This is a genomic window from Caulobacter segnis, from assembly GCF_019931575.1.
In the GTDB taxonomy this organism is placed as follows: domain Bacteria; phylum Pseudomonadota; class Alphaproteobacteria; order Caulobacterales; family Caulobacteraceae; genus Caulobacter; species Caulobacter segnis_C.
The window spans coordinates 1,033,697-1,055,901 of sequence record NZ_CP082923.1 but is presented as its reverse complement, the minus strand read 5'-3'; the positions used below and the strand labels follow the sequence as shown (position 1 = coordinate 1,055,901).

Annotated in this window: 27 protein-coding genes; 11 read left to right on the top strand and 16 right to left on the bottom strand. The window is 69.8% G+C overall.

The window, feature by feature from the left end:
- Positions 1-92: 92 nt before the first annotated feature.
- On the bottom strand, positions 93-2,192 hold the full coding sequence (locus tag K8940_RS05000; protein WP_223393419.1) for a TonB-dependent receptor: 2,100 nt from the start codon (positions 2,190-2,192) through the stop codon (positions 93-95).
- A 126-nt stretch (positions 2,193-2,318) separates the two neighbouring features.
- On the opposite strand from K8940_RS05000, the gene K8940_RS04995 reads away from it, so the two are divergent.
- The 3 genes from K8940_RS04995 (at position 2,319) to K8940_RS04985 (ending at position 3,768) form a co-directional block, all read left to right on the top strand.
- Positions 2,319-2,732: a GFA family protein gene (locus K8940_RS04995; protein WP_223393418.1), complete on the top strand. Its 414-nt coding sequence runs from the start codon at positions 2,319-2,321 to the stop codon at positions 2,730-2,732.
- A 177-nt stretch (positions 2,733-2,909) separates the two neighbouring features.
- A complete protein-coding gene (locus K8940_RS04990; protein WP_223393417.1) occupies positions 2,910-3,200 on the top strand; it encodes a hypothetical protein in 291 nt (96 codons plus the stop codon).
- A gap of 61 nt (positions 3,201-3,261) precedes the next feature.
- Entirely contained in the window at positions 3,262-3,768 is a 507-nt protein-coding gene (locus K8940_RS04985) for a hypothetical protein (protein ID WP_223393416.1), read from the top strand.
- Here K8940_RS04985 and K8940_RS04980 read toward each other — a convergent pair.
- The 4 genes from K8940_RS04980 to K8940_RS04965 are packed head-to-tail and all read right to left on the bottom strand — an operon-like array spanning position 3,765 to position 6,972.
- Positions 3,765-4,328 (bottom strand): cysteine hydrolase family protein, encoded by a 564-nt coding sequence (locus tag K8940_RS04980; protein ID WP_223393415.1) that lies wholly within the window; start codon positions 4,326-4,328, stop codon positions 3,765-3,767. The genes K8940_RS04985 and K8940_RS04980 overlap by 4 nt on opposite strands.
- Entirely contained in the window at positions 4,321-4,860 is a 540-nt protein-coding gene (locus tag K8940_RS04975; RefSeq protein WP_223393414.1) for a DUF1993 family protein, read from the bottom strand. The genes K8940_RS04980 and K8940_RS04975 overlap by 8 nt, the downstream gene beginning before the upstream one ends.
- Positions 4,861-4,903: 43 nt before the next feature.
- The gene (hutC, locus tag K8940_RS04970; protein WP_223393413.1) at positions 4,904-5,611 is read right to left on the bottom strand and encodes a histidine utilization repressor; all 708 of its coding nucleotides are present in this window, start codon (positions 5,609-5,611) and stop codon (positions 4,904-4,906) included.
- The gene (locus tag K8940_RS04965; protein ID WP_223395773.1) at positions 5,608-6,972 is read right to left on the bottom strand and encodes a formimidoylglutamate deiminase; all 1,365 of its coding nucleotides are present in this window, start codon (positions 6,970-6,972) and stop codon (positions 5,608-5,610) included. The genes hutC and K8940_RS04965 overlap by 4 nt, the downstream gene beginning before the upstream one ends.
- Before the next feature lie 109 nt (positions 6,973-7,081).
- On the opposite strand from K8940_RS04965, the gene hutI reads away from it, so the two are divergent.
- Genes hutI through hutU form a run of 4 tightly spaced genes read left to right on the top strand, consistent with a single transcriptional unit; the run spans position 7,082 to position 12,298 of the window.
- Positions 7,082-8,287: an imidazolonepropionase gene (gene hutI / locus K8940_RS04960; RefSeq protein WP_223393412.1), complete on the top strand. Its 1,206-nt coding sequence runs from the start codon at positions 7,082-7,084 to the stop codon at positions 8,285-8,287.
- Positions 8,272-9,825 carry a histidine ammonia-lyase gene (gene hutH / locus K8940_RS04955; RefSeq protein ID WP_223393411.1) on the top strand — a complete coding sequence of 518 codons (1,554 nt, stop codon included), beginning with the start codon at positions 8,272-8,274 and terminating at the stop codon, positions 9,823-9,825. The genes hutI and hutH overlap by 16 nt, the downstream gene beginning before the upstream one ends.
- Positions 9,822-10,637 (top strand): N-formylglutamate deformylase, encoded by an 816-nt coding sequence (gene hutG / locus K8940_RS04950; protein ID WP_223393410.1) that lies wholly within the window; start codon positions 9,822-9,824, stop codon positions 10,635-10,637. The genes hutH and hutG overlap by 4 nt, the downstream gene beginning before the upstream one ends.
- Positions 10,634-12,298 (top strand): urocanate hydratase, encoded by a 1,665-nt coding sequence (hutU, locus tag K8940_RS04945; protein ID WP_223393409.1) that lies wholly within the window; start codon positions 10,634-10,636, stop codon positions 12,296-12,298. The genes hutG and hutU overlap by 4 nt, the downstream gene beginning before the upstream one ends.
- Here hutU and K8940_RS04940 read toward each other — a convergent pair.
- Both K8940_RS04940 and K8940_RS04935 read right to left on the bottom strand, forming a co-directional pair.
- On the bottom strand, positions 12,295-13,842 hold the full coding sequence (locus K8940_RS04940; RefSeq protein ID WP_223393408.1) for a glycine betaine ABC transporter substrate-binding protein: 1,548 nt from the start codon (positions 13,840-13,842) through the stop codon (positions 12,295-12,297). The two genes, hutU and K8940_RS04940, sit on opposite strands and share 4 nt — an antisense overlap.
- Entirely contained in the window at positions 13,835-14,599 is a 765-nt protein-coding gene (locus K8940_RS04935) for an ABC transporter ATP-binding protein (RefSeq protein ID WP_223393407.1), read from the bottom strand. The genes K8940_RS04940 and K8940_RS04935 overlap by 8 nt, the downstream gene beginning before the upstream one ends.
- A gap of 150 nt (positions 14,600-14,749) precedes the next feature.
- On the opposite strand from K8940_RS04935, the gene K8940_RS04930 reads away from it, so the two are divergent.
- Positions 14,750-14,905, top strand: a complete 156-nt coding sequence (locus tag K8940_RS04930; protein WP_411675599.1) for a hypothetical protein — start codon at positions 14,750-14,752, stop codon at positions 14,903-14,905.
- A gap of 118 nt (positions 14,906-15,023) precedes the next feature.
- On the opposite strand, the gene fliE is transcribed toward K8940_RS04930, so the two are convergent.
- From fliE to flgB, 3 genes are read right to left on the bottom strand one after another with little or no spacing between them, the layout of a single operon-like run.
- A complete protein-coding gene (fliE, locus tag K8940_RS04925; RefSeq protein ID WP_223393405.1) occupies positions 15,024-15,338 on the bottom strand; it encodes a flagellar hook-basal body complex protein FliE in 315 nt (104 codons plus the stop codon).
- A 10-nt stretch (positions 15,339-15,348) separates the two neighbouring features.
- On the bottom strand, positions 15,349-15,768 hold the full coding sequence (flgC, locus tag K8940_RS04920; protein WP_223393404.1) for a flagellar basal body rod protein FlgC: 420 nt from the start codon (positions 15,766-15,768) through the stop codon (positions 15,349-15,351).
- Positions 15,769-15,779: 11 nt separating this feature from the next.
- Positions 15,780-16,223, bottom strand: a complete 444-nt coding sequence (gene flgB, locus K8940_RS04915; protein WP_223393403.1) for a flagellar basal body rod protein FlgB — start codon at positions 16,221-16,223, stop codon at positions 15,780-15,782.
- Positions 16,224-16,339: 116 nt separating this feature from the next.
- On the opposite strand from flgB, the gene K8940_RS04910 reads away from it, so the two are divergent.
- From K8940_RS04910 to K8940_RS04900, 3 genes are read left to right on the top strand one after another with little or no spacing between them, the layout of a single operon-like run.
- A complete protein-coding gene (locus tag K8940_RS04910) occupies positions 16,340-16,660 on the top strand; it encodes a flagellar biosynthetic protein FliO (protein WP_223393402.1) in 321 nt (106 codons plus the stop codon).
- Complete coding sequence (gene fliP / locus K8940_RS04905; RefSeq protein ID WP_223393401.1) at positions 16,660-17,460, top strand: flagellar type III secretion system pore protein FliP; 801 nt, start codon at positions 16,660-16,662, stop codon at positions 17,458-17,460. Before K8940_RS04910 ends, fliP begins: the two co-directional genes overlap by 1 nt.
- 25 nt (positions 17,461-17,485) lie before the next feature.
- The gene (locus tag K8940_RS04900; RefSeq protein WP_223393400.1) at positions 17,486-18,397 is read left to right on the top strand and encodes a ribokinase; all 912 of its coding nucleotides are present in this window, start codon (positions 17,486-17,488) and stop codon (positions 18,395-18,397) included.
- On the opposite strand, the gene K8940_RS04895 is transcribed toward K8940_RS04900, so the two are convergent.
- The 6 genes from K8940_RS04895 to K8940_RS04870 all read right to left on the bottom strand — a co-directional run bounded on the left by K8940_RS04895 (position 18,394) and on the right by K8940_RS04870 (position 22,064).
- Positions 18,394-18,669 (bottom strand): DUF5985 family protein, encoded by a 276-nt coding sequence (locus K8940_RS04895; RefSeq protein WP_223393399.1) that lies wholly within the window; start codon positions 18,667-18,669, stop codon positions 18,394-18,396. The genes K8940_RS04900 and K8940_RS04895 overlap by 4 nt on opposite strands.
- Positions 18,666-18,932, bottom strand: coding sequence for a DUF5985 family protein (locus tag K8940_RS04890; RefSeq protein WP_223393398.1), 267 nt, complete (start codon positions 18,930-18,932; stop codon positions 18,666-18,668). The genes K8940_RS04895 and K8940_RS04890 overlap by 4 nt, the downstream gene beginning before the upstream one ends.
- Entirely contained in the window at positions 18,929-19,333 is a 405-nt protein-coding gene (locus K8940_RS04885; protein ID WP_223393397.1) for a hypothetical protein, read from the bottom strand. Before K8940_RS04885 ends, K8940_RS04890 begins: the two co-directional genes overlap by 4 nt.
- A gap of 90 nt (positions 19,334-19,423) precedes the next feature.
- On the bottom strand, positions 19,424-19,918 hold the full coding sequence (locus K8940_RS04880) for a PAS domain-containing protein (RefSeq protein WP_223395771.1): 495 nt from the start codon (positions 19,916-19,918) through the stop codon (positions 19,424-19,426).
- Between the two features lie 196 nt (positions 19,919-20,114).
- Positions 20,115-20,534 (bottom strand): MucR family transcriptional regulator, encoded by a 420-nt coding sequence (locus K8940_RS04875; RefSeq protein ID WP_223393396.1) that lies wholly within the window; start codon positions 20,532-20,534, stop codon positions 20,115-20,117.
- Between the two features lie 306 nt (positions 20,535-20,840).
- Positions 20,841-22,064, bottom strand: a complete 1,224-nt coding sequence (locus K8940_RS04870; RefSeq protein WP_223393395.1) for a DUF2336 domain-containing protein — start codon at positions 22,062-22,064, stop codon at positions 20,841-20,843.
- Positions 22,065-22,205 lie beyond the last annotated feature (141 nt).

Below are 22,205 nucleotides of genomic sequence, written 5' to 3'. Positions count from 1 at the left end.
CGCGCCGACCCAAAGCGTCTGAACCAACAGGTTGCCGAACTTCCGTCGCCCCGCGCGGTTCCCCGCCGCCTCGTCCACGGACCGGAGCGCCGTCACGGCTTGCCGCCGATCTGATAGGTCAGCGACAGGCGCACCCGCGGCGCGGCGGCCCGACCCTCCGACAGGTCGACATAGCCCGCCCCCCACTCGCGATTGCGGTACTTCTGGGTCTTGAAGAGATCCGTCACGGTCAGCACGCCCGAGACCTTCTTCGTCACCGGCCGCCGCCAGGTGAAGTCGGCGCGGTAGAAGCCCGACGCGCGCGATTGCAGGGACCGGCTGGGGCCAAACACCCGCAGCGACAGCTGGAACTGCTGGGCCTCGGCGCTGGTCGGGGCGGCGGCCTTGTAGTCCAGCTGCAGGCTGCCGTCATAGGACAGCGCCCGCTCCCGGCGCGCCACGCCGCTCTCGAGCCTCTCGCCGTCGCGCTGATAGACGTTCGCCGTCGCCACGTACCTGACCCGCGCGCCCAGCGGCCCGCGCACGGAGGCCTCGCCGCCGCGCCGCGTCACGTCGCCGGCGTTGACAGGCATGGTGATCGACGTCCCCTCCGGCGTCAGCCGTCTGATCTGGGAGACCTCTCCGCGGGACACGCGCTCGTAGACGGTCACGTCGAGGCTGGCCCGTCCGCCCACCCGCGTGAACTTGGCCTCGTAGGCGTCGGTGAAGGTCGGCTTCAGGTCTGGATTGCCCGACCAGGCGCTGTCGCCGGTCGCATATTGCAGGCTAGGATCCAGATTATCCGGGTCCGGACGGTCGATGCGCCGTGAATAGCTGAACTTGAGGGTCACGCCCTTGGCCACGTCCTTGCTGACATGCACGCTGGGGAACAGGTCGCTGTCGCGGACGCGCACCGCGCGGCCGGCCGCCGCCAGGTCCAGGGTCATGTCCTCGTAGCGAAGGCCGGGCAGCACCGTCCAGCCCAGGGCGGGGAACTGGACCGTCGCATAGGCGGCGCTCGTCTCGCGCCGGCTGGTCAGCCGCCGGGCATAGGAGGCGCCCAGGCCGACGGGGCCGGAGATGTTGTCCAGCCCCTGCTCGCTGACGTGGTCGCTGCCCACCCACGATCCGCCGGCGGTCAGCATCACCTTGCCGCCCAGAGGCCGCTCGTAGTCGAGCTTCAGCGTCGTGTCGCCGTCCATGATCCCCTGGCGCGTGACGAAACGCTGGTCCACGCCCTCTTCCTGGTTCAGGAAGTCGGCCGCCCGGATCCAGCGCCAGCGCTCATAGTTGGCGTTCAGCTTCAGCGTCTCGCCTTCGCGCGGCCCCTCGCGCTCGTAGGAAAGGTCATGGTTCTGGTCGCGCATCCGCGTGTCGCCGTCGCGAGTCTCCGCGTAGGCGCGCGCGCCGGCATAGGCCGAGCGCACGACGCGTCGCCCCTGCTCGTCGCCGTCCAGCCAGAACGTACTGGAGCTCAGGGTCAGGCTCTGCTTGTCCGTCGGCCGGTAGGTGACCTTGAACTCGGCCTGCCGGCCGTCGTTCTTCTGCCGGACGCGGCTGGTTTCGGCCCGCGTTCCCAGCGCCGTCCCCGCCGTGTCCAGATAGGTCCGGTCCGCCCGTCGGCGATTGGAGATATGCTGGTCATTGATGTTCAGCGTCGCGCCCAGCGTCCACTTGCCCAGGGTCACGCTGGGCGACAGACGGGTCTGGACGCCGTCGGTTCCCGCCACCACCCCGGCCTGGCCGGACCAGCCCGGCCGCTGGCGCTTGCGGGTGATGATGTTGATGATCCCGCCGGTTCCCTGGGCCGCGAATTGGCTGGAGGGATTGGTGATCACCTCGATGCGCTCGACATCGGCCCCGGTCAGGGTGTTGAGCTTGACGTCCACGCCCTGGACCGGCTTGCCGTCGAACTGGACGGTGACGCCGCCCGCCCCCAGCAGGCGGACCTTGCCGTCGGCGCCCACGCTGACCGAGGGCAGCTTGCCCAGAATGTCGATCAGCGCGGCGGCCTTGGCCTGCGGGTCGTCCCTGATGTCGTACGACGTGCGGTCGATCCTTCGCGCCACGCCAGGCCGGACGCTTTCGATCACCACATCCGACAAGATCGTCTGGTCGCCGGAGGCGGGCGGCGGCGACTCCTGCCCCCGGGCCTCGCCAGCCAGGGCGCACACCAAAGCGACGGCCAAGCCGCCGGACACGGAACGAACCATCCAAATCCCCCGAACACCCTGGCTAGCCCCACAAACCTAAGGAGGCAACAGGGTGGCGCACCCTTCTGAGGTTGATCCGTCGCGCGATACTTGTACGCGGTCGTCCGCCGCCTCTAGTGTCTCGGCATGAGCACCTCGCGCTACAAGGGCGGATGCCTGTGCGGCGCGCTGCGCTGGGAGGCGGATCGCGCGCCCGACTACATGGGCTTCTGCTGCTGCGGCGACTGCCGCAAGGCCTCGGGGTCGGGGTTCATTCCGTTCATGGGCTTTCCGGCCTCGGCCCTGACCATCACCGGTCCGGCGCGCCAGTACCGCAGCCGCGCCTTCCGGGGCGGCGAGGCGACGCGCAACTCGTGCCCAACCTGCGCTGGCCTGGTGTTCGGCGGCGAGCACGGGCTGCACGACAGCCACACGATCTATGCCGGCAGCCTGGACGACCCCGGCCTGTTCAAGCCGGCCATGCTGCTGTTCGACCGCGACCGCCCGGCCTGGGTGATCCCGCCCGAGGGCGTGACGCGGTTCGAGACCATGCCGGACTAGGCGCGGCCACCCTCGCATCTCGACGCACGCCCCCCGACGCACACCGCCTGGATATACACCTTATGCGAGAATTATATCGCATAAGACACCTATTGCTTGCATTGATCCCTCAACACACTTAATAGGTTTATATCAGCAATTCTCGCCGAGAAATTGCATTTATGAGGGAGGCCTGTCATGTCCGCTTGCGCTCAACTCAACTACAACAACGTCACGCCCGCGGTCTGGGCGTGCGTCAGCCAACTGGCCATCAACAACGGCGGCCCGAACCCGTTCCCCAACAGCGGGTCGTTCACCAAGAGCGGCTTCACCTTCGTCTGGTCCTACAATCCCAGCACCGAACTGGCCTCGGTCCAGTGCACCGACAGCCCCTGGATCGTGCCCTGCTCGGCCATCAACAGCACCCTGCAATCCAATATCGACGGCTGTTACCAGTCGAGCGGCGCCAACCTGGCGGCCTTCACCTAGGGCGAGCCCGGTGTCCTCCGAGAGGCCGCCTGAGCATCTCGACGGTCAGGAGGGGGCCCTTGTGGCCTTCTCCTGGTCGCTGGCCAAGGCGCTGGATCTCGACGAGCCCATTCCCCAGGCCGTCGCGTTGCGCGCGGCCGTCGATCCGATCTTCCTGCGCGACCTGATCGAGGAGCGCCCCGCCAACTTGGCGACGTCGGAGGTCGCCGCCCGCGCGGTCGAGACCAGCCTGCCCAAATGGGCGCCCGCCCCGACGCTCGGGCTGCTGGGCGCGGCCACGATGGCCCTGACGCGGTGGGCCCTGATCGGCTTTCGCCCCGTGCCCGAGGCCCAGGTCCAGAAACGCAAGGCGGCCTGCCAGGCCTGCCCGGAACTGCGGCCGCCAGGTCAGCACCTGATCCATAGGCTGGTCGGCGCCGGGCAGAGCCAGGTCTGCGGCCTCTGCGCCTGCGCGATCGACAAGAAGGCGAACCTGCCCACCGAGACCTGCCCCGCCCCCTCGGACGATCCGGCCGTCAACCGCTGGGGCGAACCGCGCGATCCCGCCGCGCCCTGGGCGGGGCGCTAGGCCAGAAGCTCGCGCGCACGGACGACCGCGCAGTATTCGCCGTCCAGATTGGCCAGGCTCATGGCGTGGACCTCGTCGGCCGTCCGGTGGACGCCGTTGAAGTCGATGCGGTCGAAGGTGAAGCCGGCGTCCTCGACCAGCCAGGTCACAAAACCCAGATTGCCGGCCATGCGGACGGTGGCCTCGACCGAATTGTTGGTGATCACGCCGGCGACCACCAGGCGAAGGTCGCCGCGCGCCTTGAGATCGGCTTCCAGCGCCGTGCCGATGAAGGCGCTGTTGGCCTGCTTGCCGATCACCGGCTCGCCGGCCAGCGGCTCGGCGCCGGGCCGGAAGGCGTGCAACGGCTGGCCCGGACGGTAGTGCGAGGTCGCGTGGACCGAGTCGTGGCGCACGTGCCAGACCGGCCAGCCCTCGCGCCGCCACAGGGCCAGCAGCGCGGCCAGGTTGGCTTCGGCGTTCGGGTTGTTGCGCACGCCCCACGACGGATGGTCGATCGCCTTCTGCAGGTCGATCAGCAGCAGCACCGCGCCATGGGCGGGATGAGCGCCCTCACCCACCCGGCAGCGTCCCCGGCCGGATATAGGCGAACATGTGCGGGACCCAGTCGGGCTTGCCCAGCGGCACGCCCTTGTGGCGCAGGATCGCGTAAGCGGCGGTCAGGTGGAAGTAGAACTGGGCCAGGGCCCAGTCGCGCAGGAACTGCTCGCCAGTCAGGTCGAAGATGATCCCGTTAGGCATCTTCAGTTCGATCGCCCGCTCGGCCGCGCCATCGAACGCCGAAGCCGGCGTCGCCTGGATCCGCGCGATCGCCTCGGCCAGCTGGGCCCGCAGGCCGTCGAAGTCGGTCGCGTCCTCGGCCGGGGCGAACGCCTCGCCGCCCGCCAGCTGCCTGAGCATGTCGCTGGCCTGGGTGCAGACGAACCGCACCTGGGTCGACAGCGGGAACATGTCCGGGGCCAGGCGCGCGCCGATCAGCGCCTCGGGCGACAGCACGCCCTCGGCGGCATAGGCCTCGCCCTTGGTCAGCTGGCCCGACAGCCCCTTCAGCATCTGGACGTAGGTCGGGACGGCGATCGCGTACAGGTCCATGGCGTCTTCTCCGGTTTGGCGGAGAGCTAAGCTGGACTCGGCGTCAGGCGCCAGGGCCGAACCGCGCCACCAGGTCGTAGGCCTCCCCGGGGAAGACCTGGCGCACGCGGGTGACGTGCTGGCCCTCGCGCCAGGTGCGGCGGTCGACGACCAGGCAGGCCGCCCCCTCGTCCAGGGCCAGCAGGCGGGCGTCGGCGGCGTCGGCGTTGATGGCGCTGATCCGGCTCTCGGCCTCGGTCCAGGCGACGTGCTCCAAAAGCCAGGCGCCGGGCGGATGCTCGGTGAAGTCGGCGGCCTCCATCCCGGGCGCGGCCTTCAGACCGACCAGGCGCTGCTCCAGGGCGAAGGGCCGACCGCCGGCGTCGTGGACGCCTTCAAGCGCTAGCAGCTTGCCGCCCGCCGCCAGCTCCACCTCTTCGGCGCTGTCGCGATCGGCCTTCCGCACCGCCCGGGCCAGCAGGCGGAAGGCGTAGGCCTCGCCGCGCGCGATGATCTCGGACTGGATGTCGGGGATGTTCAGGACCGGCGCGTGGACCTTCGGCCGGGCCACGAAGGAGCCGGCGCGCTTGCGGCGCACGATCAGCCCGGCCTCGACCAGGGCGGTCATGGCCTTGTTCACCGTCATCCGCGAACAGCCGTACTGGTCCAGCAGCTCGGCCTCGGTCGGGGCCCGGTGACCCGGCGCCCATTCGCCGGAGCGGATCTTGGCCTCGATGTCCGAGCGGATGCGCTGGTGCAGGGGCCCGGTCACGCCAGCAGGGCCTTCAGGGTGTCGCGATAGCGCGCGGCGATCGCCTCGCGGGCGTGGTGGCGGCCGCCGGAGACCAGCTGCCGGCCATGACGCCAGACGGTGTCGATCCCGCCGCCGGCGAAGACCAGGCTGTCGATCAAGGTGTCGCCCGCGCGGCCAACCAGGTTGGGATGCTCGCGGTCGAGGGTGACGAAGTCCGCCGTCGCGCCGCGCCGCAGCCCGCCGCGCCCGACGCCTAGGGCCGCCGCGCCGCCCATGACCGCCGCGCGCCACAGGTCGCCGCCGGTCGAACGGCGCGGGCCGCCCGCCAGCACGTTGCGGGCCCGGCGGGTCAGGCGCTGGGCGTACTCCATGGTCCGCAACTCCTCGGCGGCGTTGATCACGATGTTGGAGTCGGTGCCGATTCCGAAGCTTCCGCCAGCGGCCAGGTAGTCCGGGGCCGGAAAGATCCCGTCGCCCAGATTGGCCTCGGTCACGGGACACAGGCCCGCGACCGCGCCGCTCTTGGCCAGGCGCTCGGTCTCGGTGGCGTTGATGTGGGTGGCGTGGATCAGGCACCACCGCTGGTCGACCTCGGTATGGTTCATCAGCCAGCGGACGGGACGCGCGCCGGTGGCGGCCAGGCAGTCGTCGACCTCCTTGGTCTGCTCGGCCACGTGCATGTGGATCGGCCCGCCAGCGGCCATGGGCAGGATGGCGGAGAGCTCCTCGCTGGTCACCGCGCGCAGGCTGTGCGGCGCGACGCCCACCACCGCGTCAGGCAGGGGCGCGACGATCTCCCGGCAGGCCTCGACCAGCCGCGCGAAGCCGTCGACGTCATGGATGAAGCGCTTCTGGCCCTCGGTGGGCGGCAGGCCGCCGAAGTTGCTGTGCGCGTAGAACACCGGCAGCAGGGTCAGGCCGATCCCGGTCTCGTCCGCCGCCGCCGCCATCCGCGCCGCCATCTCGGCCGGGTTGTCGTAGAACCCGCCATCGGGCGCGTGGTGCAGATAGTGGAACTCGCCCACCCGCGTGAAGCCGCCCTCCAGCATCTCGACCTGGCCCATGGCCGCGATGGCCTGGGCCATGTCGGGATTCAGCCGCTCCAGGAAGCGGTACATCACCTCGCGCCAGGTCCAGAAGTTGTCCCCCGTGTCGCCCCGCGTCTCGGCCAGACCGGCCATGGCGCGCTGAAAGGCGTGGCTGTGGACATTGCCCAGGCCCGGCAGGGCGGGACCCAGGCGCTGGGCGTCCCCCGCGCTGGTGTCGGTGTCGATCCGTCCGATGCGGCCGTCGACGATCGTGAACTTCACGCCCCGCGCCCAGCCGTCCGCCAGCAGGGCGCTCTCGCACCAGACGACCTTGGACGCATCTGGCGAGATCTCGGAATTGTGCGCGTCGGTCACTGGACAAGCCTCATCGTTCGCAAATATGTCTATACATATTGAAGCCCCTTACAAGGTTTGGCCGCAAGAGAGGGAGGCGGACAGGATGCGTTGCGACACCCTGTGGATAACTTGCCGTCTCGCCACCCTCGACCCGACGCGGCCGGGCCTGGGGATCATCGAGCGCGGCGTGATCGCCGCCCGCGACAGCCGCATCGTCTACGCTGGTTCGGCCGAAGACGCCCCCGCCTTCGAGGCCGCGCGGACCATCGACTGCGAAGGCCGCTGGATCACCCCCGGCCTGATCGACCCGCACACTCACCTGGTGTTCGCCGGCGACCGCGCCCACGAGTTCGAGCTGCGTCTGGCCGGCGCCTCGTATGAGGAGATCGCCCGGGCCGGCGGCGGCATCGTCTCGACCATGCGCGCCACCCGCGCGGCCTCGGAGGCCGAGCTGGTCCAGGCCGCCCTGCCCCGCCTGGACGCCCTGATCGCCGAGGGCGTCACCACGGTCGAGATCAAGTCCGGCTATGGGCTGTCCCTCGACGACGAGCTCAAGAGCCTGCGCGCCGCCCGGGCGCTGGCAGAGATCCGCCGCGTGGGGATCAGCACCACCTTCCTGGGCGCCCACGCCCTGCCGCCCGAATACCGCGACGACCCGGACGGCTATGTGGCCCTGGTGTGCGACAAGATGATCCCCGCCATCGCCGCGCGCGGTCTGGCCGACGCGATCGACGGCTTCTGCGAGGGCATCGGCTTCTCACCCGCCCAGATCCGCCGCGTGTTCGAGGCCGCGCGCGCCCACGGCCTGCCGGTCAAGCTGCACGCCGAACAGCTGTCGAACCTGAACGGCGCCGCCCTGGCCGCCGCGTTCGACGCCTTGTCGGCCGATCACCTGGAGCACCTGGACGCGGCCGGGATCGCCGCCATGGCCGCCTCGGGGACGGTCGCCACCCTGCTGCCCGGCGCCTACTACTTCACCCGCGAGACCAAGGCCCCGCCGATCGAGGCCTTGCGCGAAGCCGGAGTCCCGATGGCCCTGGCCACCGACTGCAATCCTGGCACCTCGCCCCTGACCTCGCCGCTGCTGGTCATGAACCTGGCCGCCACCCTCTTCCGGATGACCGTCGAGGAGTGCCTGGCCGGCGTCACCCGCGAGGCCGCGCGGGCGCTGGGGCTGCTGCACGATCGCGGGACGCTGGAGGCCGGCAAGGCCTGCGATCTCGCCCTCTGGGACGTCCAGCGTCCCGCCGAACTTGTCTATCGCATGGGCCACAATCGGCTCCATGCGCGCGTGTGGAGAGGCCAGTGACCCAGCTTGTTCTGAACCCCGGCGACGTAGCCCTGGCCGACTGGAAGGCGATCTATCGCGGGGCCTCGGCGCGCCTGGCCGACAGCGCCTGGCCGGTCATCGACGAGAGCGCGGCGGCGGTACGGCGCATCCTGGCCCGCCACCAGCCCGTCTACGGTATCAACACCGGCTTCGGGAAACTGGCCAGCGTCCGCATCGGCGACGCGGATCTGGAGACCCTGCAGCGCAACATCGTCCTGTCCCACGCCGCCGGCGTCGGCGAGCCCTCGCCCGTTCCGGTCATCCGCCTGATGATGGCCCTGAAGCTGGCCAGCCTGGCGCAAGGCGCCTCGGGCGTGCGGGTCGAGACCGTGCGGCTGCTGGAGGCCCTGCTGGTCCAGGGCCTGACGCCGGTCGTGCCCTGCCAGGGCTCGGTCGGCGCCTCGGGCGACCTGGCGCCGCTGGCCCACATGGCCGCGACCATGATCGGGGTCGGCGAGATCTTCGTCGGCGACGCGCGGCTGCCGGCCGCGGAGGCGTTGAAGGCCGCCGGCCTGACGCCCCTGACGCTCGGACCCAAGGAAGGTTTGGCGCTCCTCAACGGCACCCAGTTCTCGACCGCCAACGCCCTGGCGGGTCTGTTCGAGGCCGAGCGCCTCTTCCAGTCGGCCCTGGTCACCGGCGCCCTGTCGACCGAGGCCGCCAAGGGCTCGGACACGCCGTTCGACCCGCGCATCCATGCCCTGCGCCGTCACGCCGGCCAGATCGAGACCGCCGCCGCCCTGCGCGCCCTGATGGCCGCCTCCGAGATCCGCGCCTCGCACCTGAAGGAGGACGAGCGCGTCCAGGACCCCTACTGCCTGCGCTGCCAGCCACAGGTGATGGGCGCGGCGCTGGACGTGCTGCGCCAAGCGGCCACAACGCTGGAGACCGAGGCCAACGGCGTCTCGGACAACCCCCTCATCTTCCCAGGCGACAGCCATCTGGCGGACGAGGCCCTGTCGGGCGGCAACTTCCACGCCGAGCCGGTGGCCTTCGCCGCCGACATGATCGCCCTGGCGGTCTGCGAGATCGGCTCGATCGCCGAGCGCCGCATCGCCATGCTGGTCGACCCGGCGCTGTCGGGCCTACCGGCCTTCCTGACGCCGAAGCCGGGCCTGAACTCCGGCTTCATGATCCCGCAGGTCACGGCCGCCGCCTTGGTCTCGGAGAACAAGCAGAAGGCCTATCCCGCCAGCGTCGACTCGATCCCGACCTCGGCCAACCAGGAGGACCACGTCTCGATGGCCGCCCACGGCGCGCGGCGCCTGCTGGGCATGGTCGAGAACGCCACCGCCGTCCTGGGCATCGAACTGCTGGCGGCGGCCCAGGGCTGCGACTTCCATGCCCCGCTGCGATCCAGCGCGACGCTGGAAGCCGTGCGCAAGCTGACCCGGAGCAAGGTCCCGCACCTGACCGACGACCGCCACTTCCACCCGGACCTGGAGGCGGCCAACGCCCTGGTGCGATCGGGCGCGGTGACCGCGGCGGCTGGCGCGCTGCCGGGGATTTCCGAGTGAGTTGGCTCCAGGTCACGCGCGGCGACGCCCCGCTGATCGTCAGCCTCCCTCACACCGGCCGAGAGATCCCGCCCGAGATCGAGGCCCGCCTCGTCTCCCCCTGGCTGGCGCGCAAGGACGCCGACTGGTGGGTCGATCGCCTCTACGCCTTCGCCGAGGGGATGGGGGCGACGATCGTTCGGACGGCGATCTCGCGCACCATCATCGACGTCAATCGCGACCCGTCGGGCGCCTCGCTCTATCCGGGCCAGACGACGACCGAGTTGTGTCCCACCACCACCTTCGACGGCGAGCCGCTGTGGCGTGACGGTGGGCCGGATGCGGCCGAGATCGACCGGCGGCGCGAGACCTATTTCGAGCCCTACCACGCCGCCCTGCGCGCCGAGATCGACCGCCTGCGCGCGGCCCATCCGACCGTCGTGCTGTACGAGGCCCATTCGATCCGCTCGCATGTGCCGCGCCTGTTCGACGGCGAGCTGCCGCAGTTCAATCTCGGAACCAACAGCGGCGCGTCTTGCGCCGATGAACTGACCGCCGCCGTCGAGGCCGCCTGCGACGCGTCCGGACGCTCGCGCGTCACCAACGGCCGCTTCAGGGGCGGCTGGACCACGCGCCACTATGGCCAGCCGTCGACCGGCGTCCATGCCATCCAGATGGAGCTGGCCTGCCGGGGCTACATGGACGACCCGGCCGAGCCGCCCACCGAAGACACCTGGCCTACGCCCTTCCACGCCGACCGCGCCGAGCCCCTGCGCGCGGTGCTGGAAGACGTCCTCAACGCTTGCCTCCAGTTCGCGAGAACCAACGCATGACCCGCCGCGACAACACCCGCGTCATCCGCCCCGCCACGGGGACCGAGCTTTCCGCCAAGTCGTGGCTGACCGAAGCCCCGCTGCGGATGCTGATGAACAACCTGCATCCCGACGTCGCCGAGCGCCCCGAGGAACTGGTCGTCTATGGCGGCATCGGCCGCGCGGCCCGCGACTGGGAGAGCTTCGACAAGATCGTCGAGACCCTGCGTCGTCTGGACGACGACCAGACGCTTCTTGTCCAGTCCGGCAAGCCGGTCGGCGTCTTCCGCACCCATGCCGACGCGCCGCGCGTGCTGATCGCCAACTCCAACCTGGTGCCGCGCTGGGCCACCTGGGAGCACTTCAACGACCTCGATCGCAAGGGCCTGGCCATGTACGGCCAGATGACCGCCGGCTCGTGGATCTATATCGGCGCCCAGGGCATCGTGCAGGGCACCTACGAGACCTTCGTCGAGATGGGTCGCCAGCACCACGCCGGCGACCTGTCGGGCAAGTGGCTGCTGACCGCCGGCCTGGGCGGCATGGGCGGGGCCCAGCCGCTGGCGGCGGTGATGGCCGGGGCCTCGTGCCTGGCCATCGAGTGCCAGCCCTCGCGGATCGAGATGCGCCTGCGCACCGGCTATCTCGATCGCTCGACCGACAGCATCGACGAGGCCCTGGCCTGGATCGAAGAGTCTTGCGCCGCCAGGACGCCGATCTCGGTCGGCCTGCTGGGCAACGCCGCCGAACTGCTGCCGGACCTCTACAAGCGCGGCGTCCGCCCGGATCTCCTGACCGACCAGACCAGCGCCCACGATCCGATCAACGGCTACCTGCCGGCCGGCTGGAGCCTGGACCAGTGGGCCGACGCCCGCGAGCGCGATCCGGACAGCGTCAACAAGGCGGCCCGCGCCTCGATGGCCGTCCACGTCCAGGCCATGCTCGACTTCCAGGCCGCCGGCGTCCCGACCGTCGACTACGGCAACAACATCCGCCAGATGGCGCTGGAGGAAGGGGTCAAGAACGCCTTCGGCTTCCCCGGCTTCGTGCCGGCCTATATCCGCCCGCTGTTCTGCCGGGGGATCGGCCCGTTCCGCTGGGCGGCGCTGTCGGGCGATCCCGAGGACATCGCCAGGACCGACGCCAAGGTCAAGGAGCTGATCCCGGACAATCCGCACCTGCACAACTGGCTCGACATGGCCGGCCAGAAGATCAAGTTCCAGGGCCTGCCGGCGCGCATCTGCTGGGTCGGCCTGGGCGACCGCCACCGCCTGGGCCTGGCTTTCAACGCCATGGTCGCCAGCGGCGAGCTTAAGGCCCCGATCGTCATCGGCCGCGATCACCTCGACAGCGGCTCGGTCGCCTCGCCCAACCGCGAGACCGAGGCGATGAAGGACGGTTCGGACGCGGTGTCGGACTGGCCGCTGCTGAACGCCCTGCTCAACACCGCCTCGGGCGCGACCTGGGTGTCGCTGCATCACGGCGGCGGTGTGGGCATGGGCTTCTCGCAGCATGCGGGGATGGTCATCGTCTGCGACGGGACGGACGCGGCGGCGAAGCGGATCGCGCGGGTGCTGTGGAACGACCCAGCCTCGGGCGTCATGCGCCACGCGGATGCGGGCTACGACATCGCGCTGGACTGCGCGCGGGAGAAGGGGCTGGACCTGCCGGGGATCCTCTAGCGCGCCAGCATCGCCGCGGCCTCGGCCGGGCTCTTCTTTCCCGCATCCCGATCCACCGCGTAGTTGGCCGCCTGCATCGCCTTGACGTCGATGCTCCCGCCGAGCGGCCTCAAGGCCTCGACCAACCGCCGATCCCCGGCCCGCTTCGGCGAGACCAGGATCACCGCGTCGTAGGGCGGCAGCACGCCCTTGGGGTCGGCCAGCAGCACGAGGTCGTCGGCGGCGATCCGGCCATCCGACGAGAAGGCCGAGATCACGTCGGCCTCGCGGCTCTCCAGGGCCCGGTACATGAAGGTCGGCTGGAACTGGCGCTTGGTCTTGAAGCGCAGGCCATAGGCCTTGACCACCGCCGCCCATTCCGGTCGCGAGAAGAACTCCAGGTCGCCGCCCATGACGAGGTCCGGCGCCTTCGTCGCCAGATCGGCGAGGGTCTTCACGCCCAGCGCCTCGGCGCGGTCGCGGCGCATGGCCAGGGCGTAGGCGTTCTCGAAGCCCAGGGCGTTGAGCAGGACGACGCCGTCGCGGGCCTTCAGCTCCTTCCGCAGACCGTCCAGCACCGCCGCCCGGCCGGGATTGTCCGCGCGGTTCAGGACGTTGGCCCACAGGGTGCCCGAATAGTCGACATAGGCGTCGATCTCGCCGGCCGCGAGAGCGCGGTAGGCCACGGCCGAGCCCAGGTTCACGCGACGCTGGACGCTGGCGCCCTGGGCCTCCAGCCGGCCGGCCATAAGCTCGGCCAGGATGTACTGCTCGGAGAAGTTCTTGGCTCCGACCACATAGGCCGGGCGGCCCTGCGACAGCGCCGCGCCGGCAAGGGGCGCCAGCGCCGCCAGGAGGCCGATCGCGAGGCCCGCGCCGCCAGCCCACAGGCGCCGCCCGTCGCGCCGGGCCACGCCGGCCTCGATCAGGCCCAGCAGGCCGTCGACCACCAGCGCCAAGCCCGCCGAGGCCGCGCAGCCGACCAGCACCGCCACCCAGTCCTCGGTCTGCAGGCCCGAGAAGATGTAGTCGCCCAGCGAGGTCTGGCCGACGGGCGTGGACAGCGTCGCCGCCCCGATCGTCCAGACGGCGGCGGTGCGGACCCCGGCCATGATCACCGGCGCGGCCAGGGGCAGTTCGACCCGCCACAGTCGCTGGCGATCGGTCATGCCCACGCCCCGCGCGGCCTCGACCACGGCCGGGTCGATCCCGGAGACGCCCGCCGCCGCGTTCCGCAGGATCGGCAGCATCGAATAGAGCGTCAGGGCCAGCAGCGACGGCAGGAAGCCCAGGGCCGGGAAGCCGTGGCCCAGCACCTTCGTCGCCAGGCCAGAGAGCAGCAGCAGCACCGGATAGAACAGCGCCAGCAGGGCCAGGCTGGGAATGGTCTGGACGAGGCCCGCGCTGGCCAGGGCGATCCATTTCAGGCGCGGGCTGCGGGCGGCGGCGATCCCCAGCGGCAGGGCGATGGCCAGGCCCAGGGCCAGGGCCGAGGCCGAGAGGGCGACATGCCAGCCCAGCCGTTCGGGCAGGACGGCGAGCGCGGCGTTCAGGCGATCAGCCACGGGCCAGCTCCGCGAGACGTTCGGCCTGCTTTCTTGGTGCGGCGATCAGGTCGGCGACGACGGGGTCGGGATGCCCGGCCAGCAGTGAGCGTGGCGGCGCGTGGGCCAGGACCTCGCCGCCGGCCATCACCACCACCTCGTCGGCCAGCAGCAGGGCCTCGCCGACGTCGTGGGTGACCATCACCGTGGTCAGGGAGAGGGCCTCGTGCAGGCGGCGGACGTCGTCGGCCAGGGCCACGCGCGTGACCGGGTCTAGCGCCCCGAACGGCTCGTCCATCAGGAGGATCGACGGCCGCGCCGCCAGGGCCCGGGCCACGCCGACCCGCTGGCGCTGGCCGCCCGACAGCTGGGAGGGCGAGCGGCCGGCGACCTCGCGCGGCAGGGCCACGAGGTCCAGCAACTCATCGACCCGCGCGGCGATCGCGTCCTGGCCCCAGCCCAGCAGTTCGGGCGTGATGCCGATGTTCTGGGCCGCGGTCATGTGCGGGAAGAGGCCGATCTCCTGGAAGACGTAGCCGATCCCGCGCCGCAGCTCGGGCCCGGGTCGGGCGGCGATGTCCGCGCCCTCGACCAGCACCCGGCCGCTCGTCGGCGTCTGCAGGCCATTCATCAGCTTCAGCAGCGTGGTCTTGCCCGCGCCCGAGCCGCCGACCAGGGCGACGAAACGGCCCTTGGCGATCGTCAGCGCGGTCGGCGCTAGCACCGCCTGGCCGCCATACGTCTTGCTGACCTGGTCGAGGACGATGGCGGGGGTCATGCGAACTCCGGGGCGGCGCGGGACTCAACCCGTGTCGGCCGCGAGCGTCGACTCAAAAGTCGGGTGCGACAAGGCGGCGCGCGACAGGTCGTCAGGTTCGCAGGGGCCGAGTCAATCTCGACCATGAGCGACAGGTTCAAGGAGCCCTTCATGACCGTCGCGACCCAAGCCCGTCCGTTCGATCCCCGCGCCCGCCGCGCGCCGCGCCAATGGCCGCTGGGCTTCGCGGTGCTGCTGGCTGCGGTGCTGAACGCGATCGTCTGGGGCGGGCTGCTCGCGGTGGCCCGGGCGTTCCTGCATTTGTGAGCCACGCCTTTCAGTAAGCGTAGCGTTTCTTTCTTCTCCCCTGAAGCGAACTGGGCCGCGTCCTCCTCGGACGCGGCCCATTTTTTGTTCGTGGGAGATGTGAAGGAAAGCGCCGCGCCTAGATCGGCATGCGCATGATTTCCTGGTAGGCCGAAATCACCTGGTCGCGCACGGCCATCACGGTTTCCAGGCTGGCCTCGGCCGAGCTGATGGCGGTGACGACGTCGACCAGTTCGGCCTTGCCCGCCACCTGGTCGGCGATCTTGTGTTCGGCGATCTTGGAGGCCTTGGTCGCGCCGTCCATGGCCGACTTCAGCATGTCGCCGAAGTCCATGCCCTTCGCCTTGTCCGTCCCGCCGAGCGAGCCGATCGATCCGACGGACATGGCGCCTTGCGAGGCATAGGCCTTGGCGGCGGCGAGCGCGGTGATCATGGCCTAGCCCCTATTTCTTCAGGATGTCGAGGGTGCGGGATTCCATGGCCCGCGCGGTCTCGATGACATTGAGGTTGGCTTCGTAGGCGCGCTGCGCCTCCTTCATGTCCAGCGCCTCGACCAGCGTGTTGACGTTGGGCAGCTTGACGTAGCCCTTGGCGTCGGCGGCCGGGTTGCCGGGGTCGTACTCGGTCTTGAAATCGCTCTCGTCGGGGCTGACGCGCACCATCTGCACGCCCTCGGCGCCCTGGACGTTCGCCGGCCGGAACACCGGGACCTGGCGACGATAGGGGTCGCCGCCGGCGGTACGCGCGGTCGAGTTGGCGTTGGCCAGGTTCTCGGCGATGACGCGCATGCGGCCCTGCTGGGCGCGAAGGGCCGAGGAGGCCACGGCCATGGTCGCCAGCGATTGGGACTTGATCTCGGGCATCGCCTAAATCCTCAGCCGTTCGGCTTGCGCGCGGCCGTGCGCAGCATGTTCATGGACTTCTGGTAGAAGGTGATCGCCGCGTCGTAGTTCATGCGCGCGTCGGTCATCTTGAGCATCTGGTCCTCGAGCGAGACCGCGTTGCCGTCGAGGGTGACTTCCGAGTCGGCTCCCGACGTCTCGCGCCAGGCGCTGGGGGCCTTGGCCGGCGCCAGGTGCGACGCCGAGGTCGCGATCATCTGGACGCCGTTGGTCGGGGCGCTGGCGCCGCCGCGATAGGCCGCGCCCGTGCCCTGGTTCATCAGCGAGGCCTGGAAGCTGAAGGGCTTCAGGTCGCTGGGCTTGTAGTCGGCCGTGTCGGCGTTGGCCACGTTCTGGGCGACAAGCTTTTGGCGCTCGGTCAGATAACCGAGGCGGCTCTTGAGCATGCCGAAGAGGGCGATATCGTCGGGTCCCATGACGAACATGGTGAAGAAACAGGGTTAATTCGACATTAAGAACCGTCAGGCACACCAGGGTCAGCGGGGGCATTCGCCTGCGCCAAGTTGTCTCGCCATCCCCACCTCCAGGCCCCATGGACGTCATCGAATTCATCCGCGCCCTCGCGGCGCTGGCGGTCACCCTGGGCCTGATCGGCCTGGCCGCCTGGGCGATGCGCAAATACGGGCCCGACGCGATCGGCCGCGCGATCGCCGCCCGGCAGGACCGCCGGCTGAAGGTCGTCGAGAGCCTGGCCCTGGATCCCACCCGCCGCCTGGTGGTCGTCAGCCTGGACGGCGAGGAGCGCCTGGTCCTGTTGGGCGACGGCAGGCTGCTGGACTGGGTCCCGCCCGCCAGGCCGGCGGCCACGCCCGCGCCCGCCCCGACCGTTTCCGCTCCGGAGCCCGTGGTCTGATGATCCGCGACCTGATCAAGTCCGTGACGGGCGCCCAGCCGGAGGACCTCCGCCGCGCCGCGATCATCTCGGTGCTGGCCGCCATCGCCTGCGCGGTCATGCCAGCCGTGGCGATGGCCCAGTCGGCGGTGAACATCAACCTGGGCACCGGCGCCGGCCTGACCGACCGCGTGGTCCAGCTGGTCGGCCTGATGACGGTGCTGTCGCTGGCCCCGTCGATCGTGATCATGACCACATCGTTCGTGCGGATCGTGGTGGTGCTGGGCCTGCTGCGCACCGCCATCGGCATCCAGTCCAGCCCGCCCAACCCGGTGATCATCAGCCTGGCCCTGTTCCTGACCGCCATCGTCATGGGCCCGACCTTCGAGCGTTCGTACGACGCCGGCATCAAGCCGCTGCTGGATCATCAGATGGAGCTGCCCGAGGCCTTCGAGGCCGCCGGCGGCCCGGTGAAGCAGTTCATGCTGCGCCAGGTCGACCGCGACGACCTGGCCCTGTTCGTGCGACTGTCCAAGATCCCCCAGACCCAGAACGCCCAGGCGCTGCCGCTGAAGGTGGTCACACCAGCCTTCATGATCTCGGAGCTGAAGCGCGCCTTCGAGATCGGCTTCCTGCTGTTCATCCCGTTCCTGGTCATCGATCTGGTCGTGGCCAGCGTGCTGATGAGCATGGGCATGATGATGCTGCCGCCAGCGACGATCAGTCTTCCGTTCAAGCTTATTTTCTTTGTGCTAGTGGACGGCTGGCGACTCGTCGCGGGCAGCCTCGTCGAGAGCTTCCAGCGCGGCGGCGGCGGATAAGAACAGACCTCTAGAAGACACGACCATGACTGTTTTCGTTCTCGGCTCGATCAATCTGGACGCCGTGGCGCGGGTCGACGACCTGCCGCGCCCGGGCGAGACCGTGGCCGGCCTGTCCCTGGAACTGTTCCTGGGCGGCAAGGGCGCCAACCAGGCCGTGGCCGCCGCGCGCATGGGCGCGGCCACCCGCCTGATGGGGGCGGTCGGCGGCGACGACAGCGGCCGCAACCTGAAGGCCAAGCTGGCCGGCTATGGCGTGCAGGTGGCCGACGTCATGGAGCTCTCCGGCGTGCCGACCGGCCAGGCCCACGTCTGGGTGGCCAACAACGCCGAGAACATGATCGTGGTCACCGCCGGGGCCAACGCCATGGTCACGCCGCAGAACGTCGCCTCGACCCCGCTGGAGGGGCAGCGCGTGCTGCTCTGCCAGCTGGAGACCCCGGCCACGGCGATCGAGAGCCTGTTCCGCACCGGCGCGGCCAAGGGCGCCCTGCGCGTGCTGAACGCCGCCCCGGCCCTGCCCCAGGGCGCGGCCCTGTTTCCGCTGACCGACATCCTGATCGTCAACCAGACCGAGCTGGCCACCTACGCCAAGCTGGATCACGAACCGGTGCGGCTGGAGGACGTCTCCGTCGCCGCCCGCAAGCTGATGAGCCGTCCGGACCAGACGATCATCGTCACCCTGGGCGTGGCCGGCGTCGCCGCCGTGCGCCGCGACGAGGCGTTCCTGGTCGAGGGCAAGAAGGTCAAGGCGGTCGACACCGTCGGGGCCGGCGACTGCTTCTGCGGCAGCCTGGCCGCGGCCCTGGCCGCCGGCATGGACCTGCGCGAGGCCGTCGAACTGGCCAACGCCGCCGCCGCCCTGTCGGTGCAGAAGGCCGGCGCCGCGCCGTCGATGCCGTCCCGCCGCGAGGTCGAGGCGTTTCTCGAAGGCTAGCCCTCGGGATCGCGCTTCAGGTTCTTGCCGACCACCGCCACGATGATCAGCAGGAAGGCGACCAGGCGGATCAGGTAGATGCCGCCGCGCTCCTCCTGCGGGATGTGCAGCATCACCGGCAGGGCCTGGTTCACCGCCATCAGGGCGAAGGCGGCCGAGAAGGCCAGGAACAGGCCCTCGCGCGTCCGCCCCCAAAACCGCAGGAAGAACGCCGCCAGCACCAGGAAGCCGGCGGACAGCGCCCCGGCGACCAATCCCTCCTGCCCGCTCATTGATCCACCTCCCAGATGAAGGCGTAGATCAGCACGCCGATCGCCACGATCAGCGAGATCTGGCGCGGCCACCACAGCTGCACCTGGGTCGGCAGCAGCACCAGGTCGACGACCAGCAGCAGGTTGTTCAGGGCGATGAAGCCGAACGAGACGGCGGTCCACAGCAGGAGGCGCGTGCGCGCCGCCAGCCAGGCCCGGATCAGCAGGCCCGCGCACAGCAGGCTGGCCGCCAGGCAGAGTCCGTAGACGACGGCGGGCGTCACTTGTCCCCTCCCTTGGGTCCGGACTTGCCGGGGAGCTTGCCGGAAAACTTGAATGCGTCGGCCAGCGACCGCAGCCGTTCGGTCGGCGCCGAGATCCAACGGATCACGGTCACGGGGCGGACGCGATAGGTTTCTTCCAGCTCGTCGCATAGCCTGGCCAGCACCGGCGCGGCCGGGCGATAGCGGAAGCAGCCGCGATCGTCGGGGATCACCAGGCCCGCGGCCATCAGGGCCGCCAGGTTGTCGTCGATCAGGGCGTGGCTGGCGCGCATGGCCTCGACCAGCTCGTTGGCCGCCCAGCACCGCTCGGGATCGGCCTTTAGCTTCAGCAGCAGCTCTAGCGCCCACACCGACCGGATGTGTTCGCGGATGAAGCTCAGAACGTCAGGATCACCGGTCACGCCGTCTCGACAAGTCGCCCCTACGAAGCGCGCGACCTTAAGCGCGTTCGCCCGACGGGCAAGCTTGACCATTGCGGTTTTTCGCGGCGGTCAGGCCGCCCGGATGCCCGAGGCGCTTTCGGCCTGGGCGCCGACCACGGCGTCGTAGCCGAGGATCATGTCGACGTCCTTGCCGTTGGTGGCCAGCGGCAGGCGCAGCCACAGGATCGACATGTGCGGGGCGCCGCGCCAAGCCAGGCTGTGGACGCCGACGCCTGGACGACGCTCGTCGACCACCTTGTCCAGCTCCTTGCGCCAGTACTCAGAGGCGGCGGTGTTGTAGACGTCGCCCAGCATGCGGCCGGTGATCTCGCGGCCGTAGACACCGTAGAGACCGGTGCCGGCCAGGCGCAGGCGATAGTCGCGCGGCTGGTTGACCACATCGATCAACGATACGGTCGGCAGCAGCCGCTTCATGCTCGAGGGATGCAGATCGACGCGCGCGGGGAGGCTCGCCCCCCGACGGAGGGACGCCCAGTAGGCGAACATCTCCTGATGAGCGCGGGCCGCCGTAGCGGATGCGCTCAATTGCGCGGACATCTTCAGAGTCCTCAACAAGCCCTTGGAATCACTTCGATTCACTATCGCTTAAGGAACGAATCGGCGGCAAGCGAAAAACATGCCGCGCGACGAGATTCCCTGTGGGAGTCAACCGTCAAAGGAAACGCCCGCCGTCCGGGTTCGGACGACGGGCGCTGCGATGTCTCGGGCCGCTTAAGGCCAAGCTTCTGTTCCGACTCGACTATTTCGCCTTGCGAGCCGGTTTGCGACCGCCCTGGCCCAGGCCCATCTGCTTGGCGAGGTTCGAACGCGCCTCGGCGTAGTTCGGGGCGACCATCGGGTAATCCTTGGGCAGCCCCCACTTGGCGCGGTAGTCCTCGGGGGTCATGTCGTACTTGGTGCGCAGGTGGCGCTTCAGCGACTTGAATTTGCGACCGTCCTCCAGACAGACCAGGAAGTCGGGCGTGATCGACTTCTTGACCGGGACGGCGGGCTCCTTCGGCGCCGGAGCCGGTTCGGATGCCGGCGCGCCGACGGTGGCCAGCGCCGCGTGAACTTGCTTGATCAAGGCCGGCAGATCCGCGGTGGCGACCACGTTGTTGCCGACATAGGCGGAGACAATGCCCGCCGTCATCTCGATCAGATCGGATTGGTCTTCCATAAGGCCTCGCCCGTAAGCCAAATCTTTTTGTTGATGCGGCTGATTCACTGTTCCAGTCGAAGGGTGCATACAAAGATTGCATGCCTCGGGCAATACGGACCTCTCAAGAGATCACACGTAATAATCTAGTGTTCACTGATTGGGATGAAGACCCCAGACCGGAAGTAAGGGAGGTTGAGTTCCTAAGCGGGCACAAGCAGCCGCGCGAAAAACCGGCGATATCCCATTTCTAAGGCACGCAGGACGAAAGCGTACGCGCCGCCGCTCGCGAAACGCGCTTTAGACTTGGAAGCCCCGGGACGGGCTCTAGCGATCGAAGTCGCGGGACAGCGCCAGCATCGCCGAGCGCTGCGGCGTCGAATATTCACCGAGCGCGGCCTCCTCGCCCTCGCGGATGGCCTTCAGCAGGGCCGGGCTCAGGGCCGAGGTCAGGGACCAGTTCCAGTAGCGCAGCACGGTCTGGGCGCGATCGACGGCGACCATGTCGTAGATCGTCATCACCCGTTCCAGCGCGTGGTCGAGCTCGCCGCTGCGGTCGACCTCCTGCCGGTCCAGGCCGCGCCACAGCTGACGCACGCAGCCGCGCGGCAGGCCTGCGGCCTTGCACAGGACGGCCAGGGGCTCGCCGCCGGGATCGGTGAAGATCTTGGCGCCGGTGATCGGCTTCAGCCCCGACAGGTACGAAATCTCCTCGGCGATCTCACGGGTCAGGCCGTTCGCGCCGGCGGCGACGGCTTCCTCCAGGCTGCCGAACGGGCTCTCGCCGATGGCCGCGCGGTTGCGCTGCTCGCGCGCGATGAACTGCAGGGCCTTGCCCGACAGCGGGTCTTCCCAGCCCTCGGCCGAGGCCAGGCCGAAGACGTCGTCGACCGCCTCCTGCAGGATCTCGCGCGACACGGCGAAGCGCTGGAGGATGGTCTTGCGCACCTCGGCGTCCGCCCACCAGAACATCACATAGGCGTGGCTGGGACGCAGCTCCGCCCGGCGCAGCAGCAGCGGGATCAGGTAGGACGCGTCGCGGGTGGCCGCGACGATGCTCTCCACGCCCTGGTGACTGAGCCTGACCAGCTCGTTGCGCAGCAGGGCCTCGATCACGGGCGGCTCGCCCATGTCGACCAGGGCGTCGGCCACCACCTCGCTGACCCCGCGCCGATGGGCGATCAGGCGGCGGTGCTCCATCGAGGCGTTGTAGAGGCAGCTGATCAGGTCGGCGTCCGTCAGCTTCTCGGCCTCGACCAGCAGGGCCCGCGCCACCGGCAGCTCGTCGCGCAGCAGCAGGCGCGCCAGCACGCCCGGCATCTCGTTCAGCATGGCCAGGCGGCGGGCGACCTTCTCGCGCTCGGCCACGCTGGCGTCGCGCAGCATCTCGACCAGCAGGTCGGCGCTCATCGCCCGCTCGAAGGCGTTGATGCGGCTGGTCGGCAGGCAGACCACGTCGGTCAGGCGCTTGAACAGGGTCAGGCGCGAACGCGGCGGAGCCTTCGGCGCCTCCGGCTCCACGAGCGACGATGTCCGCGCGGCTGAGTTCATCAGTTCGACATAGAGCAGACCGCGCTTAACGGGCCGTGAGCGAAGGCCTCCGACCCAATTCTCCTCCCCATTAGGGGGAGGTGGATCGGCGCGACTACGCGCCGAGACGGAGGGGGTCCGCGAAGCGGTGCTGAACAGGCC